Below are 18,314 nucleotides of genomic sequence, written 5' to 3'. Positions count from 1 at the left end.
ACTCTGCGTAAGACGAGCCCGGGCGATCACTGATCCGTACCGCTTTCGCATTTTTTCGACGGCCCGTCCGGCCGCTTTGATGCGCATTCGCGTCCAGGAAACCGAAACCCTCCGAGGCGCGCTTATGACGCGATATCTTCGCTTGAGCTTTCGGATTGGGGCCGGCAGGATACCGCCCAAGGGCAGGAGGCAACGTGTCGAGCAGCAGCACGGACCAAGTGCGGGATCTTCTCGTCATCGGTGGCGGGGTGAATGGCTGCGGCATCGCGCGCGACGCGGCGGGCCGCGGTCTGTCGGTGACCCTGGCCGAAAAGGGCGACCTCGCCGGCGCCACCTCCTCCGCCTCGACCAAGCTTATCCATGGCGGTCTGCGCTACCTGGAGCATTACGAGTTCCGCTTGGTGCGGGAGGCGCTGGTCGAGCGGGAGGTGCTGCTGCAGGCGGCGCCGCATATCGTCTGGCCGCTGCGCTTCGTGCTGCCGCACCACAAGGGGCTGCGGCCCTGGCCGCTGCTGCGCCTCGGCCTCTTCCTCTACGACCATCTCGGCGGCCGTCGCATCCTGCCGCCGACGCGCGGGCTGGATCTGCGGCATGACCCGGTGGGCGAGCCGCTGCGCCCGGCCTTCACCCGCGGCTTCGAGTATTCCGATTGCTGGGTGGAGGATGCGCGCCTCGTCGTGCTGAACGCCCGCGACGCCGCCGATCGCGGCGCGGAGGTGCTGGTGCGCACCCGCGTCGCCTCCGCCCGGCGGGATGGCGGGCTGTGGCGGGTGACGCTGCGCGAGGAGCCGGGCGGCACGGTGCGGGAGGTGGCGGCGCGGGTGCTGGTGAATGCCGCCGGCCCCTGGGCGGCGGAGGTGCTGGGCGGCGTCGCCGGGCTGAACACCCCGGCGAAGGTCCGGCTGGTGAAAGGCAGCCACCTCGTCACCCGCCGGCTCTACGGCCATGACCGCTGCTACATCTTCCAGAACGCCGATGGCCGGATCTGCTTCGCCATCCCCTACGAGGAGGATTTCACCCTCATCGGCACCACCGACGAGGAGTTCCATGGCGACCCCGGCGAGGCGGCGATCTCCGATGCCGAGACCGACTACCTGCTGGAGGCGGTCAGCGGCTATTTCCGCCAGCCGGTCACCCGCGACGACGTGATCTGGAGCTATGCGGGCGTGCGGCCACTCTATGACGACGGCGCCAGCCGCGCGCAGGAAGCGACGCGGGACTATGTCCTGACCCTGGACGCCGCCCATGGGGAGGCGCCACTGCTCTCGATCTTCGGCGGGAAGATCACGACCTATCGGCGGCTCGCTGAGGCGGCGCTCGCCAAGCTCGGCCCGCATCTGCCCGGCATGGGGGCGCCCTGGACGGCGCGCGCCCATCTGCCGGGCGGCGACTTCCCCTGGGACGGCGCGGCGCGGGTGGCGGAGGATCTGCGCGCCCGCTACCCCTTCCTGGAGGCGCGGACGGCGCGCCGCCTCGTGCGGCAATACGGCACCCGCGCGCCCGCCATGCTGGGCGATGCGCGCAGCGCGGCCGATCTGGGCCAGGAATTCGGCGCCGGGCTGACGGCGCGCGAGGTGGACTGGCAGATCCGCGAGGAATGGGCGCGCGCCCCGGCGGACATCCTTTGGCGTCGCAGCAAGCTGGGCCTGCGCATCGGTGCCGAGGGGCAGGCGGCGCTGGCCGCGCATATGGACGCCATGCCGGCGCGGAGGGCGGCCGAGTGAGCTTGCGTCTGGACGGGCTTGGCCTTTCGGCCGGCGGGCAGGCGGTGCTGCACCCCGTGACGGTGGAGCTTCCGCCCGGCCTGCCGAATGTGCTGCTGGGCCCGACCGGCGCGGGCAAGACCACGCTGCTGCGACTGCTGGCCGGGCTGGACCGCCCGACCGAGGGGCGGATCTTCGCCGAGGGGACGGAGGTGACGGGCCTGCCGCCGCGGCGGCGCAGCGTCGCCATGGTGTACCAGCAATTCATCAACTACCCGTCCTTCACCGTGTACGAGAACATCGCCTCGCCGCTGCGCGTCGCCCGGCTGCCGAAGGCGGAGATCGAGGCGCGGGTGCAGGAGGCGGCGCGGCTGCTGCGCCTTGGCCCCTACCTGCAGCGGCGGCCACTCGAACTCTCCGGCGGGCAGCAGCAGCGCACCGCCATCGCCCGCGCCCTGGTCAAGCGCGCCGCCCTGGTCCTGATGGACGAGCCGCTGGCCAATCTGGACTACAAGCTGCGGGAGGAGCTGCGGGAGGAACTGCCCAAGCTGTTTGCCGAGAGCGGCACGGTCTTCGTCTATGCGACGACCGAGCCGGCGGAGGCGCTGCTGCTGGGCGGCCGCGTCGCCACCCTGTCCGAAGGGCGCGTCACGCAATTCGGCATGGCGGGGGAGGTGTTCCGCCATCCCGCCGACCTCGCCACGGCCCGCGTCTTCTCCGACCCGCCGCTGAACGAGGCGCCGGCGCGGGTCCAGGGCGGGCGCGTGCTGCTGGCCGGCGAGGTGGCGCTGCCGGTGGCGGTGTCTGGCCTGCCGGAAGGGCCCTGCACCATCGGCATCCGCGCGCACCAGCTCTCGCTGGAACCGTTGCCGGGCGCCGTGCCGCTGGCCGCCGAGGTGCGCGTCGCCGAGGTCACCGGGTCGGAAAGCTATGTCCACCTGGATGTCGGCGGGATGAACTGGGTGGTGCTGGCGCCCGGCGTGCGGCGGCCGGAGCCGCATGAGGCGGCGACGGTGTGGCTGGACCCGCGCCGCTGCCTGGTCTTCGGCGCCGACGGTCGCCTGGCCGCCGAAGCGGCGCTGGCGGAGGCCGCCTGATGGCCCGCATCGGCTTCGAGCGCCTGGCGCATGGCTACGGCACCGGCGGCTATGCGTTGAAGCCGATGGACATGGTCTGGGAGGATGCCGGGGCCTATGCGCTGCTGGGTCCCTCCGGCTGCGGCAAAACGACCCTGCTCAACATCGTCTCCGGCCTGCTGCGGCCGAGCGAGGGGCGCGTGGTCTTCGACGGCGCCGAGGTGACGGACCTGCCGCCGGAGCGGCGCAATGTCGCGCAGGTCTTCCAGTTCCCGGTGGTCTACGACACCATGACGGTGCGGGAGAACCTGGCCTTCCCGCTGCGCAACCGCGGCGTACCGGCCAAGGCCGCCAATGCGCGTGTCGAGCATGTCGCGGCGTTGCTGGGCCTGACGGCGATGCTGGACCGGCGGGCACGGAACCTGGGCGCCGACGACAAGCAGAAGATCAGCCTGGGCCGCGGCCTGGTGCGGGACGACGTCGCCGTCATCCTGTTCGACGAGCCGCTGACAGTCATCGACCCGCATCTGAAGTGGGAGCTGCGGTCGCGGCTGAAGGAGCTGCACCGGCAGGTGCCGGTGACGATGATCTATGTCACGCATGACCAGACCGAGGCGCTGACCTTCGCCGACCGCGTGGTGGTGATGAGCGAGGGCGAGGTGGTGCAGGTCGGCACGCCGGAGGCGCTGTTCGATCGCCCGGCGCATACCTTCGTCGGCCATTTCATCGGCTCGCCCGGCATGAACCTGCTGCCCTGCGCGGTGGCGGGGCGGGAGGCGGTGCTGGAGGGCGGCGCGCGCATCGCCCTGCCGCGCGCCTATCCCGCGCTGGCGGGCAAGGTCGAGCTTGGCATCCGGCCGGAATTCGCCACCCTGGCGCGGGAGGGGTTGCCGGTCTCGCTGCGTCGCGTGGAGGATCTCGGCCGCCGCCGCATCGCCCGCGTGGAACTGGCCGGCCGGCCTTTCGCCGCGACCTTGCCGGAAGGGATGCCGGTGCCGGCCGAGCCTTGCCTCGCGCTCGACCTCGCGCGGCTGCATGTCTATGCCGATGGCCGGCTGGCCGAAGGGGAGGCCTGACGCGCATGGCCAAGCCGCGCGACGACCGTGCCTGGCTGCTGGTGCTGCCGGTGCTGGCGCTGGTCGCCTTCTCCGCCCTCATCCCTGTGATGACGGTGGTGAATTACTCGGTGCAGGACACCTTCGGGAACAACCAGTTCTTCTGGAACGGCACCGCCTGGTTCAAGGAGTTGCTGGATCCCTCCACCGATCTCGGCGGGCGGTTCTTCGACGCGCTGTGGCGGACGCTGCTGTTCAGCGGGCTCTGCCTGCTGATCGAGATCCCGCTCGGCATCGCCGTCGCGCTCTGCCTGCCGCGCAAGGGCTGGGGCGTCGCGGCCTCCCTCGTCACGCTGGCCCTGCCTCTGCTGATCCCCTGGAACGTGGTGGGCACCATCTGGCAGGTCTTCGCCCGCGGCGATATCGGCCTGCTGGGCGCGGCGGTGAACGGCCTCGGCATCGACTACAACTATGCCCGCGACCCACTGGCCGCCTGGATCACCGTGGTGGCGATGGATGTCTGGCACTGGACGTCCCTGGTGGTCCTGCTGTGCTATGCCGGGCTGCGCGCCATCCCCGATGCCTATTACCAAGCGGCGAAGGTGGACGGAGCGGGCGCCTGGGCCGTCTTCCGCGCGATCCAACTCCCGAAAATGCAGCGCGTGCTGACCATCGCCGTGCTGCTGCGCTTCATGGACAGCTTCATGATCTACACCGAGCCCTTCGTGGTGACGGGCGGGGGGCCGGGCAATGCCACCACCTTCCTGTCCATCGACCTGGTGAAGATTGCGCTCGGCCAGTTCGACCTGGGCAAGGCGGCGGCCATGTCCATCGTCTACAACCTGATCATCCTGACGGTCTGCTGGGTGTTCTACGCCACCACCACCCGCGGCCAGAGCGAGGCCAGCCGATGAGCGACCTCGCCGTCCCGGCCGCCATCCCCGCCGCGCGCGCGCCGGCACGCCGGCTGGCGGCCAGCGCTCTCGCGCCGCGGGTCGTCCTCGGGCTCTACATCCTGTTCCTACTCACGCCGATCTACTGGCTGGTGAACATGAGCCTGAAGACGAATCTCGAGATCAGCACGGGCATGACGCTCTGGCCGCAGAACCCGACGCTGGAGAATTACCGCCGCATCTTCACCGACGCCTCCTGGTACAGCGGCTACATCAACAGCCTGACCTTCGTGCTGCTGAACAGCGCGATCTCCCTGGCGGTGGCGCTGCCGGCGGCCTATGCCTTCAGCCGCTACCGGTTCCTGGGCGACAAGCACCTGTTCTTCTGGCTGCTGTCGAACCGCATGGCGCCGCCGGCGGTCTTCGCGCTGCCCTTCTTCCAGCTTTATTCCGCTGTGGGCCTGTTCGACACGCCCTGGGCCGTCGCGCTGGCGCATTGCGTGTTCAACATCCCGCTCGCGGTCTGGATCCTAGAAGGCTTCATGTCCGGCGTGCCGCGGGAGATCGACGAGACCGCGGCGATCGATGGCTGGTCCTTCCCGGCCTTCTTCGTGCGCATCTTCATGCCGCTGGTGGCCGGCGGCATCGGCGTCGCGGCCTTCTTCTGCTTCATGTTCTCCTGGGTGGAACTGCTGCTGGCGCGAACCCTGACCACGGTGGATGCCAAGCCGATCGTTGCCACCATGACCCGCACGGTCTCGGCCGCCGGGATGGACTGGGGGCTGCTGGCGGCTGCGGGGACGCTGACCATCATCCCTGGCGCCATCGTCATCTGGTTCGTCCGCAACCACATCGCGCGCGGCTTTGCGCTGGGGCGGGTGTGAGATGGGGTTTTCTTTGACTCGAGGTTTCCAAAGGCCCTTCGGCCTTTGGCGGGTGGAGTTTGAGGAGGGCAGAGCCCTCCTCAACACCCGCTTGTGGGAGTCCGCCTGATGGCCCTGGACTGGATGGCCTGGACCACCGAGACGGCCCTTTTCTTCGCCACCCTCTTCGCCACGCTCGGCGTCATGACCGCGCTGGCGATCTGGCGGCCGGAAGCCGACCGCATCGGCATCCTCGGCCTGCCGACCACCCGCGGCGACCGGCTTTTCCTGACGTTGCTGGGTAGTGCTTTCATCCATCTGGGCTGGCTGGCGCTGGCGGGCGATGCTCCGCTCTGGGGTGCCAGCATCGTCTCCGTACTTTTCGGCGCAGCCATGTTCCGCTGGGCCTGACCACCGCGCCCGAGGCGCCGGGCGCCGCCAACCAGGAGGGAGGAAACCGTCATGAAGGATGGGACCGTCAACCGCCGCAGGCTGCTGCTCGGCAGCGCCGCGGTGCTCGCCGCGCCGGTGATCCTGGCGCCGTGCCACAGCGTGGCGCAGGGCGTGGATGCCGCGCGCCGCTGGGTGGAGCAGGAATTCCAGCCCAGCACGCTGACGCGCGAGCAGCAGATGCAGGAGATGGAGTGGTTCGCCCGCGCGGCGCAGCCTTTCCGCGGCCAGGAGATCAACGTGGTGTCGGAGACGATCACCACGCACGAATACGAGGCGCGGACCCTGGCCCGCGCCTTCTCCGAGATCACCGGCATCCGCCTGCGGCACGACCTGCTGCAGGAAGGCGACGTGGTCGAGAAGATCCAGACCCAGATGCAGTCGGGCCGCAACGTCTACGACGCCTGGGTCAACGACAGCGACCTGATCGGCACGCATTTCCGCTACCAGCAGGCGGTGCCGCTGACCGACTGGATGGTGGGGGAGGGCAAGGACCAGACCCTGCCGACGCTGGACCTGGAGGATTTCATCGGCCGCAGCTTCGGCACCGGCCCGGACGGCAAGCTGTACCAGTTGCCGGACCAGCAATTCGCGAACCTCTACTGGTTCCGCTACGACTGGTTCACCCGGCCGGCGATCAAGGAGGCTTTCAAGCGCCAGTTCGGCTACGACCTGGGCGTGCCGGTGAACTGGTCGGCCTATGAGGACATCGCCGAGTTCTTCACCAACACGGTGAAGGAGATCGACGGGGTCAAGGTCTATGGCCATATGGACTACGGCAAGAAGGACCCCTCGCTCGGCTGGCGCTTCACCGATGCCTGGCTGTCCATGGCCGGCAATGGCGACCGCGGCATCCCGAACGGCAAGCCCGTCGACGAATGGGGCATCCGCATGGAGGGCTGCCGCCCGGTCGGCTCCTCCATCGAGCGCGGCGGCGACACCAACGGCCCGGCCGCCGTCTATGCCGTGAGCAAGTATGTCGAGTGGCTGAAGAAATATGCCCCGCCCGAGGCGGCCGGCATGACCTTCTCCGAATCCGGGCCGGTGCCGGCGCAGGGCGCCATCGCGCAGCAGATGTTCTGGTACACCGCCTTCACCGCCGACATGGTGAAGCCCGGCCTGCCGGTGGTGAGCCCGGACGGCTCGCCGCGCTGGCGCATGGCGCCCTCGCCCAAGGGTGCCTACTGGAAGGACGGGATGAAGCTCGGCTACCAGGATGCCGGGTCTTGGACGCTGCTGAAATCCACGCCGGTGGATCGCCGCCGCGCCGCCTGGCTCTACGCGCAGTTCTGCGTCGCCAAGTCCACCTCGCTGAAGAAGAGCCATGTCGGCCTGACCTTCATCCGCGAGAGCGACATCTGGCACCAGAGCTTCACCGAGCGGGCGAAGTCGCTGGGCGGCCTGGTGGAGTTCTACCGGTCCCCGGCCCGGGTGCAGTGGACGCCGACGGGCGTGAACATCCCGGATTATCCGCGGCTAGCGCAGCTGTGGTGGCAGAATATCGGCGACGCCTCGTCCGGCGCGAAGACGCCGCAGGCGGCGATGGACGCGCTGGCGGCGGCGCAAGACAGCGTGCTGGAACGGCTGCAGCGCGCCAATGTCCAGGGCGAGTGCGGCCCGCGGCTCAACCCGCGGCAGACCGCCGAGCACTGGTACGAGCAGTCGAAGAAGGACGGCAACATCGCGCCGCAGCGCAAGCTGGCGAACGAGAAGCCGCAGGGCGAGACGGTGGACTACGACACGCTGATCCGGTCCTGGCCGGCGAGCCCGCCGCGCCGGGCGTGACGCCGAAGCTAGGGCGCTGCCCCTGACGGAGCCCATCGCGTGCGCCGCGCGCCTTCGATGGGGTCCCGGATTTCCGCCGGGGGGGAAGCGTACCCCCCCGGACGCCCGCCCGGGTTTGAGTCCGCGGGCCGGTGCGGCGTAGGCTTCCTCCCAACGAGACCAAGGGAGGACGTGCATGCTCCGCTTCCCGCGCCGCGCGCTCGCGGCCGCGTTCGCCGTTCCATCCCTGGCGCGCGCCCAGGGCCGCGGGCCGGAGGGCTGGCCGAACGGCCGCAGCGTCAGCCTGGTCATTCCCTTCACGCCGGGCGGCGGCACCGATGTCGTCGCCCGCATCCTGCAGGACGGCTTCGCCGAGACCTTCGGCGGCAATTTCGTCATGGAGCACAAGCCGGGCGCCACCACCACGGTCGGCGCCCGGCATGTCGCGCGGGCGCGGCCGGACGGTCTCACGCTGCTGGTCGGCAGCAATTCCGCCTTCGCCCAGGCGCCCTTCGCCTACCGCAACCTGGGCTATGACCCGCTGGCGGATTTCACCCATGTCAGCCTGCTCTACGCCTCGGCCTATCTGCTGGTGGCGCATCCGCGCTGGGGCAGCTTCGCCGAGATGCTGGAGGCGGCGCGGCGTGCGCACGGGCGGCTGTCCTATGGCAGCTGGGGCGTCGGCTCCACCGCGCATCTGCTGATGCTGGACATGGCGGAGCGCACCGGTATCGACCTGTTGCATGTCCCCTTCAACGGCCCGGCGCCGGCGCTGACGGAGATCCTGGCCGGGCGGGTGGACATGATGTTCACCACCTTCGCCCCGGCGCGGGCGCATGTGCTGGAAGGGCGGCTGCGGGCGCTGGGCGCGCCGCATGAGCAGCGGCTGGCGGCGGTGCCGGCCGTGCCGACGATGATCGAGCAGGGGCTGGCGGAATTCCTGGTCAGCGCCTGGTGGTGCCTGGCGGCGCCGGCCGGCCTGCCGCAGCCGCTGGCCACGGCGCTGGACGCGGCGGTGCGAACCGCGACGACCCGGCCCCTGGCGGCGCGGCTGTCGCAGGAATTCGGCCTGCTGCCGCTGCCCCTTGGCGCCGAGGCCATGCGGGCGCGGACCCGCCGCGACCTGGCGATGAACGAAGGGCTGATGCGGAAGGCGGGGATCGTGCCGGAATAGGGCGGGATGGCGGAGGAAGGGCGAGCGGACCCGAATCCTCGCCGACCTCCTGCCCGGACAACTGAGGTGCGGTGCCGCAGCGGTGGGACGCGGGGAACGAAATCCTCCGGGCGAACCGGGTGCCCGCCATCCTCCCCATGCGCGACGGCTGGCGAGCCGCCCGCGATTGCCCGAGACTGCCGCGCGGTTGCAGGACGGATTGCCCCATGACGCCCGACCGGATCCTTGCCCTGGTCCTCGCGCTGACCGCGCCGCCGCCCGCCGAGCCGCTGTTTCCCGTCATCGCCGCCGGCGGGGCCGATCCGCGCTACCCCGTCGTCGCCGCGGCCTGCCCGCGCCCGCTCGCCCCCTTCGAGGTCGAGGGCGTGACCGTCGCCTGCGGCAAGGTCAGCGTGCCGGAGAACCATGCGGCACCGTCAGGCCGGCGGATCGACCTGACCTTCATGATCTTCCGGTCGCGGTCGCTGGCGCCGGCGCCGGACGCGGTGGTGCAGCTGCATGGCGGCCCGGGCATCGGCGTCGTCGCCAATGTCGCGCAGACCTCGACCTATTTCGAGGAGCTGCGCGCGCGCCGGGACGTGGTCGCCTTCGATCAGCGCGGGGTGGATGCGTCGGCGGCGGCGGGCTCGCGCTGCTTCGCGACGCTCGCGGCGAATGCCGATGGGCTGGTGCAGGCCAGCCGCGGCCTCGGCGACCGGTTGGCCCTGACGCGGGCGATGACGCGGGACTGCCTGGCCGAGATCAGGGCCTCGGGCGCAGACATCTCCATGATCAACACCGGGCAGAACGCGCGCGACGTCGGCGCCGTCATGCGGACACTCGGCTATCCCGCCTACAACATCTACGGCCTCTCCTACGGCACCAAGCTCGCGCAGGAGGTGATGCGCGCCGCGCCGGAGGGCCTGCGCGCCGTGGTGCTGGACAGCGTCGCGCCGGTGCAGGCGGCGATCTACGATACGCTGGCGTTGCCCTTTGCCGAATCGATCCAGTCGGTCTTCGACGCCTGTCGGGCCGATGCCGGATGCGACGCCGCCTATCCCGACCTGCGGCGGCGCTTCTGGGCGCTCTGGCCGCAGCTGACGGCCGCCCCGATCGAAACGCCCGAGGGCCGGGTGACGCCGGACGCGCTGTTCCAGCTCTTCGAGGACCGGAACAACTACCGGCGAAACCTGCAGGGCCTGACCGGCTACATCCCAAGAATCGTCGCCGAGCTCGAGCAGGGGAATCCCGCGACCTTCGTGGCGGCCGCACATGGCCGCCTGCCGCTGCATCCGACGCCGGAGGCGGCGCTGGCCGGGCTGTCGGGCCTCGATGCCGAGGCGCGTGCCCTGGCCGAGGCCGCGTTGCGGCTGGCGCAGATGGGCCGGCTGAACGACCAGGCCGTCGCGCTGCTGCTGGAGCGGCTGGAGGCCAGCCGCGCCGCCGCGGCTGCCGGCACCAGGCTGGTCGATACCTTCGAGGCCGCGCTTCGCGGGGCGGCACAGGCATTGCCCGCCCGGCCGCGGCGCCTGGCCTTCGCCAGCGACTACCTGCGCCTGCGCGCCGCCGTGCCGACGCGCGAGGCGCTGGCAGCGCTGCTCGCGCGGCATTTCGACGGCGAGACGCAACAGCGCCTGGCCGTGCTCGCGGGCATGCTGGACGCCGGCCAGCTCGCGCAGGTCTTCGCCCGCATCAGCCGCGACAATGCCGGCCTGGACCACGTGCTGCTGGCGGGCTTCCAGACCCAGATGTTCGCCTGCCAGGAGGATCTGGACATCAACTCCCGGCCGGGTGCGGCGGCGGTGAACGCCCGGATCCGCGCCGAGTATGGCTGGCCGGAGAGCCTGACGGCGACGTTCGAGCAGATGCTGGAGACGGCCTTCTACGCGCCGTGCGAGGAGTTCACGCGGCATCCCCGGCCGGGCTTCCACGATCCGGTCACGGCGGCCATCCCGACGCTGGTCCTGCAAGGCGCGATGGACGTTCAGACCGCGCCGAGCTGGGGCGCGCTGGCGGCGCGGTCGCTGCCACGCGGGCGGCTGGTGTTCTTCCCCGAGACCGGCCATGGAACGCTGGCCTTCTCGAAATGCGCCCGCGACATCGGCGTCGCCTTCCTGGAGAACCCGGAGGCCGTTATCGACACCCGCTGCACCGCGGCGCTGGTTCCGTCCTTCGTCCTACCAGACGGCCGTCGATCGCGCTGAGGCCGGCGCTGGCTGTCGCGGAGATCGGGTGTGACCGGCTCGACCCGAGGCTCGGACGGCCACGGCACCCAGCGGGCCTGGTACCAGTGCATCCCGAATCCATCAGGCCGAGCAGGTCTTCGCAGACCTGACTGAGAGGCGGGCTCCCTCCGAACAGAGGGCCCCGGCGAATCGCTCAGCGAATTGCGGGATGCGTGTCGATGCCTTGATGAGCCGCACGGGCCGTGCATCGAGAGGCATCGCCAGATCACCCCGGCCTACGTCCTCGTCCGTACGTCGGTCTGCCAGCGGAGCATGGAACAGCCGCGGTGCTGCCGCACGGATCGCCTTTGCCTCCCAGGAGGGGGGCGGCGAAGGCTTTGCGGGGATGGATTGGTGGGGGTGGCCCGCCGGTCGGAGCCGTCGCTCCCCGAGGCGGGGCGGCGTCCAGTGCCGCCAATCGCGCCTCAGCAGCAGCAAAGGTTGCCTCGATCTGCTGGTCGGGCCGGGCCGCCTCCCAGTCGGGCTCTGCCTCGATCGGGGTTCCAAGCGTCTTGGGGAACTCAGTCTGGCGCTGTCTGCTAGGATACCCGTCCAGGTCGGGCAGGATGTGGCGCGGCAGCTTGGGCGCCGCCCGGCGATACCAGCAGATGCCCGTCTTCGGTTGGACTCGGACGTTTGCCACGAGCCGCACCTTCGAGCACCGAAAGCCCCGGAACGCCCCGTCAAGTCAGCGGCTTGGCGTTGACGCCAAAAGAATCGAGGGGCTGGCGGACAGGGTGGGATTCGAACCCACGATACGCTTTTGACGTATACGCACTTTCCAGGCGCGCGCCTTCGACCGCTCGGCCACCTGTCCCGCGCCGCGGACGACCCTTCCGGCCGCCCGCGAGGGCGCGGACCATAGTGTCCCGGCCCGCCCAGGGCAACCCCGGCGGCACCGCCGTCGGGGGTCTTTTCGCCTGCCCGCTTCCGTGGTTCCTGCCGCCGCCGGACCAACCCGGAAGGAAGCCCCATTTCATGAATCGCCGCGCCATCCTCCGCCGCAGCGCCGTCGCCGCGGCGGCCGTCCCCCTTGCGGCCCCGGCCATCGCCCAGCCCCAGGCGCCAGTGCTGCGCTGGCGGCTGACCAGCAGCTATCCCACCAGCCTCGACGCCATCCATGGCGCCGCGCAGGTCTTCGCCCGCACGGTGGCGGAGATGACGGATGATCGCTTCCAGATCCGCGTCTTCGGCCCGGGGGAGGTGGTGCCGGCGCTGCAGGCGCTGGACGCGGTGCAGGCCGGCACGGTGGAGTGCGCGCATACCACCTCCTCCTTCTACATCGGCAAGAACCCGGCCTTCGCCTTCGCCACCGGCGTGCCCTTCGGGCTCAACACGCGGCAGCAGAATGCCTGGCTGTATGAGGGCGGCGGGATCGACCTGCTGAATGAGCTGTTCCGGCAATACAACTGCTATAGCCTGCCGCTCGGCACCACCGGCGCGCAGATGGGCGGCTGGTTCCGCAAGGAGATCCGCGGGACGGAGGACCTGAAGGGCCTGAAGATGCGCATCGCCGGGCTCGGCGGCACGGTCCTGCAGCGGCTGGGCGGCGTGCCGCAGCAGCTGGCGGGCGGCGACATCTACCCGGCGCTGGAACGCGGGACGATCGACGCGGTGGAATGGCTCGGCCCCTATGACGACGAGAAGCTCGGCCTGAACAAGGTCGCCCCCTTCTACTACTACCCCGCCTGGTGGGAAGGCGCGGCGACCACGAGCTTCGTCGCCAATCTCGAGCAGTGGAGCGGCCTGCCCCGGTCCTACCAGGCCGCCATCCGGACCGCCTGCGCCGAGGCGACGCACTGGATGGTGGCGCGCTACGACACGCGCAACCCGGATGCGCTGCGCCGGCTGATCGCCGGCGGCACCCAGCTTCGTCCCTTCCCGCGGGAGGCGATGGATGCCTGCTACCGCGAGGCCCTGGCGCTGGAGCAGGAACTGGCCGGCCGCAGCCCGGAATACCGGAAGATCCACGAAGCCTGGTCGAAGTCGCGCGACGACATGCGCGCCTGGTTCCGCGTCGCGGAACTCTCCTTCGACAGCTACCTGGCGCAGGCCGCCCGGCGCTAGAGCGGTTTCCGTTCGCCATGGCTCACGGCAACCGCTCCAGTCTTTTGGCTCGACGAGCATCTTCGCCCGATCAGGTGAGTCCACCTGATCGGGATCTGCTCTAGACCCGGGCGTTGCCGAAGGCCTCTCGGCCAATGCGGGGCCCGTCGGCGATGCGGCGCATCGTCGACGGGGCTTCGGGCGGGGGGCGAAGCGCGGGGGCAAGGCCCCCCGGCGAAGCCCGGTCAGTCGCGGAAGGCCCGCCGCGCCGCATGCCGCACCGGCGTCCAGAAATAGCTCAGCGGCGTGCGCTGCTCGCCCAGGATGTACATCTCCACCGGCATGCCGGCGAAGAGATGCACCTCGGCAAAGCGCGCCAGCTCGGCGCGGTCCAGCTCGACCCGCACCAGGTAGTAGGGCGGCGCGCCGCTCGGCGGCGCGGTGACGTCCGGCGCCACATGGCTGACGCGCCCGGGAAGCAGCGGCAGCTCCCGCATGCGGTAGGCGGTCAGCCGCAGGTTGGCGCGCTGCCCGACCGCGACCTGCTCGATATCCGTCGGCAGCACCTGGCCCTCAACGATCAGCCGGTCGTCGGCCGGCACCAGGTCCAGCAGCGGCTGGCCGGCGCCGATGGCGCTGCCGGGCGAGAACATCTGGATGTTGGTCACCCGCCCGGCCTCGGGCGCCAGCACCTCCCGCCGGGCCAGCACGTCCTGCGCCGCGCGCAGCTGGCCTTCCGCCGCGGCGGCACTCGCCTCGGTGGTGCCCAGGTCGTTGGCGATGTCCGACAGCCGGCCGAGCCGGATGGCGGCGAGCTGCCGCTCCGCCTGCAGCATCGCCTCGCGCAGCTGCGCCTCCTGCGCCGCGGCGGCGCCGTGGTTGGCGGCGAAATTCGCCTCGTCCCGCTGCAGCTCCAGCACCGTGAAGCGGGAGGCGAAGCCCTGCGCCAGCAGGCGGCTGTAGCCGGCGATCTGCTCCCGCACCGACCGCAGCTGCCGCTCCGCGCCCTCCTTCTGGGCGCGGGCGCCGCCGATCTGCTCCCGCGCCTGGGCGATGGCGCGTTCCTGCACCGCCACCTGCCCGTCGAAATTCGCCCAGCGCGCGGCGAACAGCGCCCGCTCGGCCTGCAGGAAGACCGCGACGGCGCGGTCGGTGGCGGCCGCCTTCGCCACGTCCTCGGGGACGTCCAGGTTGCGCCTGTCCGCCTGCTCGGCCCGCAGCCGGGCGATGCGGGCGCGGCCGCTCCAATAGGCGGCCCGCGCCTGGTCGGCGGCGGCCTCGGCCTGGGTCACGTCCAGCTGGGCGATCACCTGGCCAGCGGCGACCAGGCTGCCCTCGCGCACCTCCAGCCGGCGCAGGATGCCGGGCTCCAGCATGGTGATGGTCTTGCGCTTCCCTTCCGGGATCAGCTGGCCCTGGCCCAGCACCGCCTGCTCGATGGTGGTCAGGCTGGCCCAACCGGCCAGGGGCAGCAGCGTGAGGCCGAGGACCAGCAGCGCCCGGCGGGTCAGCTGCGCGACGGGCGGCGTGCGGATCCCGGCCTCGAGCTGCGCCTCCAGCGACGGGCGCGGCGTCGGGGAGGGCAGGGGAATCGCCGGCGCGCGGTCGCCGCCGGAAGCGGGGCGTTCGATCAGGTCTTGCATGCGGGTTCTCCTGCGGGGCGCCGGGCCTCCGCCTGCCAGGCGCCGCCGGGGCCGAGGATCAGGCGCGTCTCCGCCAGGTCCGCCCAGGTATGGGGTTCGTGGGTGACGACCAGGGCAATGCCGCCGCGGGCGCGCAGGCGCTCCACCGCATCGCGCAGCTCGGCGCGGGCGGCGCCGTCCAGGCCCACCTCGGGCTCGTCCAGCACCAGCAGCGCCGGCGCGCCGAACAGCGCCCGCGCCAGCCCGACCAGACGGCGCTGCCCGGCTGAAAGCCCGGCGGTCGGCCCGGCCGGCGTCTGGTAGCCCAGCGGCAGGTGGCCGATCATGTCATGCGCGCCGGCGGCGCGCGCCGCCGCCACCACCGCCTCCGGCGCCGCCTCCGTGCCGCGGCCGATATTGGCGAAGACGTCGCCTTCCAGCAGCTGCACGTCCTGCGGCAGGTAGCCGATGCGATGGCCGAAGGCCTCGCGGTCGGCATGGAAGCTGTCCTGCCCGTCCAGCAGCACGCGGCCGGCGGTCGGCGGCAGCAGGCCGAGGACGAGGCGGAGCAGCGTGCTCTTGCCGACGCCGTTCGGCCCTTCCACGGTGCAGACCGCGCCGGGCGGCAGATGCAGGGCGATGCCGCCGATGATCGGCGCCGGGCGCTTCGGCGGGTGGAACTCCAGGCCCTCGATCACCAGGCCGGCCGGCGCCGCCGGGTCGGGCGGCAGGATGGCGGGCGGCGCCTCCTGCCGCATCACCTCCCGCAGCCGCTGCCAGGCGGCGATGCCGCCCGCCCAGCTCTCCCAGGAGGAGACGAGGGCGCTGAAGGGCTTCAGCAGCTGGGCGCTGAGCAGGGAGACGCTGAGCAGCAGGCCGACCGTCGCCGAATGGTCGAACATCAGGCTGGCGGCATAGACGAAGCTCAGCAGCTGCACGAGATGCGATGCGGTCGCCTCGATCTCGTGCATGGCCTGGGCGCGGCGCTGCGTCGCCTCCTCCCGCCCCAGCGCGGCAGCGTAGCGGCGCTGCCAGCGGCCGAGCGTGGCGGGCAGGATGCCGAGCCCGCGCACGAGGTCGGGGTGGGAGAGCTGGCTGGTGAGCTCGGTCGTCGTCTCCGACAGCGCCTCGGCGGTCGCCTTGAGGCGTGGCGCCAGGGCATGGTGCAGCGCCAGGCCCAGCGCGGTGACCAGGATGCAGCCGGCCAGGCCGATGAGGCCGAGGCCGGCATCCAGGCAGAACAGCACCGCCAGCGCGACCAGGGCGCCGATCAGCTCCAGCGCCAGCAGCGCGGCGCGGCCGGCGAACAGCGCCTGCACCCGGGCGATCTCCCGCAGCACGGTGGCGCCGCGCGCGGTGTCGGTGCGGACGGCGTTGCGCAGCGCGGCCGACAGCGCCTCCGCCCGCAGCCCGACCGACAGGCGTTCCGCCACCGCCCCCAGCATGGCGGACCGCAGATGCGCATAGCCGGCGGACAGCACGGTCATCAGCGCGAAGGCGATGGCGAAGCCGGCCAGGGTGACGCCGTTCCGCGTATCCATGATGCCGTCGCTGATGTGCTTCAGCACCAGGACGAAGGCGAGGAAGGAGAGCTGCGCCGCCAGCGTCAGCGCCACCAGCGTGGCGGCCAAGGCGGGCGTCACGCCGATGTCCCGCAGGCGAAGCCCGGCCCGGGCCGGCGCGGCCCGGCGGAGCGTCACGCCGCGCGGCGCGCTGCCCACGGCGCCGCTCATCGTGCCACCGCCGGGCGGCGGGCGCGCCCCAGGCGCGGCGTGCGGCCTTCCAGCCGCGGCGCCTCCTCGCCCGCCGGCACCAGCGCGCCCTGGCGGATGGTCAGCACGCGGTCGGCGGCGGCCAGCAGGCCGGGACGGTGGGTGGTGAAGACCACCGCCTTGCCTTCCGCCCGCAGGGTGGCCAGCAGGCGGCCGACCTGCGCCTCGCCCTCCGCGTCCAGCGACCCGGCCAGCTCGTCCAGCACCAGCAGGCGCGGCCCCCCATACAGGGCGCGGGCCAGGGCGATGCGGTGCCGCTGGCCCATGGAGAGCTGCCACATCCCGGCCAGCGGCGTGGCATAGCCGGCGGGCAGGCCGATGATGGTGCGATGCGCGCCGGCGCGCCGCGCGGCGGCGATCACCTGCGGCATGTCGGGCGCCTCCAGCCGGGCGATCGCCTCGGCCACCGTGGCGCGGGACAGCAGCGGGTCCTGCGGCAGGTAGCCGAGATGCCGCGCCAGGTCGGGCCGGTCCCACTGGCTGGTGGCATGGCCGTCCAGGTACACGCCGCCGCCGCCCGGCCGCAGGATGCCGGCCAGCAGCCGCAGCAGCGTGGACTTGCCGCTGCCGGAGGGTCCGACGATCGCCACCACCTCCCCGGCCTCCACCACTAGGTTGAGGTTGCGGAACAGCGGCGGCTGCGGGCCGCGGAAGCCGAAGGACAGGTGCTCGGCGGTCAGGCGGATGGCCGGCGGCGGGAAGGCGATTCCCTCCGGCACCCGGGCGGTGGCGCGGACCATCGCGCGCAGCCCCTGCCAGGCGGCCAGCGCCTCGGTCATGCTGCGCAGGTGCAGGCCGATGCCGAGGAAGGGGCTGACCACCATCCCGATGACGAGGAGGGAGCCGGCGAAGGCGGCATGCATGCTGGCGCCCGTCAGCGTCAGCACCGCCATGACGAACAGCGTCGCGCCGCGGAAGATGCCGGTCAGGATCTCGAGCGCGGTGCGCAGCCGCTCGGCGCGCCGCTCGCAGGCCCAGGCCTCGCCGCCGCCCTCGGCCGCCGCCGCAGTCCATTGCCGTACCAGGCGCGGCAGCATGCCCATGGCCAGCACCGCCTCGCCCGCCCGCATGGCATCCGCCGCCAGGGCGAAGGCGCGGCCGCGCGCGGCGCCGCCGACCGTCGCGGCGCGGTGCGCCGCCCGGGTCATCAGCAGGCTCAGCACCGCGCCGGCGAGGCAGAAGGCGACCGCCATGGCGAAGGCCGCCCAGTGCAGGGCGAAGACCAGCGCCAGCAGCACCGGCGCGGTGGCGAATTGCACCGCCACCATCGGCAGCGGCCCGCCCAGCGCCTTGCGGATGGTCTCGATGGCCTGCATCGCCTCCCCCGCGAGGGCTTCCGGCCGGCCGGCCCGCTGCGCGGTGCAGAGCGCGGCCGGCACCGACAGGCGTTCGGCGACGTAGCGGGCGACGCCGCCGACCAGCGCCGCCTGCGCCAGCTTGACGACGGCGGCGACCACCAGCGCCATCACCCAGAAGACGGCGACGGAGAACAGCGTGTCGGCGCTGAGGCTCTGCGGCATCAGCACGAAGAGGCTCATCTTGTTCGCCAGGATGGCGTAGGAGGCGAGCAGGCCGGCGATGCCGAGCCCGACCATCGCCCAGGCCCAGCCGCCGACCGCGCGCAGCGTGTCCTCGATGGCGCCGCGCAGCAGCGCCTCGGCCGAGGCCGGGTTGTCGTTCGCCGCCATGCCG

At 71.9% G+C, this 18,314-nt stretch carries 13 protein-coding genes and 1 tRNA gene; 10 read left to right on the top strand and 4 right to left on the bottom strand.

Features of this window, described 5'->3' with window-relative positions; translation table 11 throughout:
• Positions 1-194 precede the first annotated feature (194 nt).
• The 9 genes from glpD to E2C05_RS04955 all read left to right on the top strand — a co-directional run bounded on the left by glpD (position 195) and on the right by E2C05_RS04955 (position 11,161).
• Positions 195-1,724, top strand: coding sequence for a glycerol-3-phosphate dehydrogenase (gene glpD / locus E2C05_RS04995; protein ID WP_133218506.1), 1,530 nt, complete (start codon positions 195-197; stop codon positions 1,722-1,724).
• Positions 1,721-2,800, top strand: a complete 1,080-nt coding sequence (locus tag E2C05_RS04990; RefSeq protein ID WP_192912417.1) for an ABC transporter ATP-binding protein — start codon at positions 1,721-1,723, stop codon at positions 2,798-2,800. The genes glpD and E2C05_RS04990 overlap by 4 nt, the downstream gene beginning before the upstream one ends.
• Positions 2,800-3,855 (top strand): ABC transporter ATP-binding protein, encoded by a 1,056-nt coding sequence (locus E2C05_RS04985; protein ID WP_133218504.1) that lies wholly within the window; start codon positions 2,800-2,802, stop codon positions 3,853-3,855. Before E2C05_RS04990 ends, E2C05_RS04985 begins: the two co-directional genes overlap by 1 nt.
• 5 nt (positions 3,856-3,860) lie before the next feature.
• A complete protein-coding gene (locus tag E2C05_RS04980) occupies positions 3,861-4,748 on the top strand; it encodes a carbohydrate ABC transporter permease (protein ID WP_133218503.1) in 888 nt (295 codons plus the stop codon).
• The gene (locus E2C05_RS04975) at positions 4,745-5,611 is read left to right on the top strand and encodes a carbohydrate ABC transporter permease (RefSeq protein ID WP_133218502.1); all 867 of its coding nucleotides are present in this window, start codon (positions 4,745-4,747) and stop codon (positions 5,609-5,611) included. The genes E2C05_RS04980 and E2C05_RS04975 overlap by 4 nt, the downstream gene beginning before the upstream one ends.
• A gap of 108 nt (positions 5,612-5,719) precedes the next feature.
• Entirely contained in the window at positions 5,720-6,001 is a 282-nt protein-coding gene (locus E2C05_RS04970; RefSeq protein ID WP_133218501.1) for a DUF2160 domain-containing protein, read from the top strand.
• Between the two features lie 51 nt (positions 6,002-6,052).
• Positions 6,053-7,825, top strand: a complete 1,773-nt coding sequence (locus E2C05_RS04965; protein ID WP_133218500.1) for an ABC transporter substrate-binding protein — start codon at positions 6,053-6,055, stop codon at positions 7,823-7,825.
• A 175-nt stretch (positions 7,826-8,000) separates the two neighbouring features.
• Positions 8,001-8,978 carry a Bug family tripartite tricarboxylate transporter substrate binding protein gene (locus tag E2C05_RS04960; protein ID WP_133218499.1) on the top strand — a complete coding sequence of 326 codons (978 nt, stop codon included), beginning with the start codon at positions 8,001-8,003 and terminating at the stop codon, positions 8,976-8,978.
• A 206-nt stretch (positions 8,979-9,184) separates the two neighbouring features.
• Positions 9,185-11,161 (top strand): alpha/beta fold hydrolase, encoded by a 1,977-nt coding sequence (locus E2C05_RS04955; RefSeq protein WP_133218498.1) that lies wholly within the window; start codon positions 9,185-9,187, stop codon positions 11,159-11,161.
• Between the two features lie 747 nt (positions 11,162-11,908).
• Here E2C05_RS04955 and E2C05_RS04950 read toward each other — a convergent pair.
• Positions 11,909-11,999, bottom strand: a tRNA-Ser gene (locus tag E2C05_RS04950).
• A gap of 161 nt (positions 12,000-12,160) precedes the next feature.
• Between E2C05_RS04950 and E2C05_RS04945 the strand changes: the two genes are divergently transcribed.
• Positions 12,161-13,249 (top strand): TRAP transporter substrate-binding protein, encoded by a 1,089-nt coding sequence (locus E2C05_RS04945; RefSeq protein ID WP_133218497.1) that lies wholly within the window; start codon positions 12,161-12,163, stop codon positions 13,247-13,249.
• A 224-nt stretch (positions 13,250-13,473) separates the two neighbouring features.
• Here E2C05_RS04945 and E2C05_RS04940 read toward each other — a convergent pair whose 3' ends face one another.
• The 3 genes from E2C05_RS04940 to E2C05_RS04930 are packed head-to-tail and all read right to left on the bottom strand — an operon-like array spanning position 13,474 to position 18,310.
• Positions 13,474-14,871 carry an HlyD family type I secretion periplasmic adaptor subunit gene (locus E2C05_RS04940; RefSeq protein ID WP_133218496.1) on the bottom strand — a complete coding sequence of 466 codons (1,398 nt, stop codon included), beginning with the start codon at positions 14,869-14,871 and terminating at the stop codon, positions 13,474-13,476.
• Positions 14,859-16,583 (bottom strand): ATP-binding cassette domain-containing protein, encoded by a 1,725-nt coding sequence (locus tag E2C05_RS04935; RefSeq protein WP_133218495.1) that lies wholly within the window; start codon positions 16,581-16,583, stop codon positions 14,859-14,861. The genes E2C05_RS04940 and E2C05_RS04935 overlap by 13 nt, the downstream gene beginning before the upstream one ends.
• Positions 16,580-18,310 carry an ATP-binding cassette domain-containing protein gene (locus tag E2C05_RS04930; protein WP_133218494.1) on the bottom strand — a complete coding sequence of 577 codons (1,731 nt, stop codon included), beginning with the start codon at positions 18,308-18,310 and terminating at the stop codon, positions 16,580-16,582. Before E2C05_RS04930 ends, E2C05_RS04935 begins: the two co-directional genes overlap by 4 nt.
• Between the last annotated feature and the right edge of the window lie 4 nt (positions 18,311-18,314).

Source organism: Paracraurococcus ruber, from assembly GCF_004353985.1.
GTDB lineage: Bacteria > Pseudomonadota > Alphaproteobacteria > Acetobacterales > Acetobacteraceae > Paracraurococcus > Paracraurococcus ruber.
Note: the sequence above shows the minus strand (reverse complement) of the source record. Positions and strands in the feature narration are given on the sequence as shown.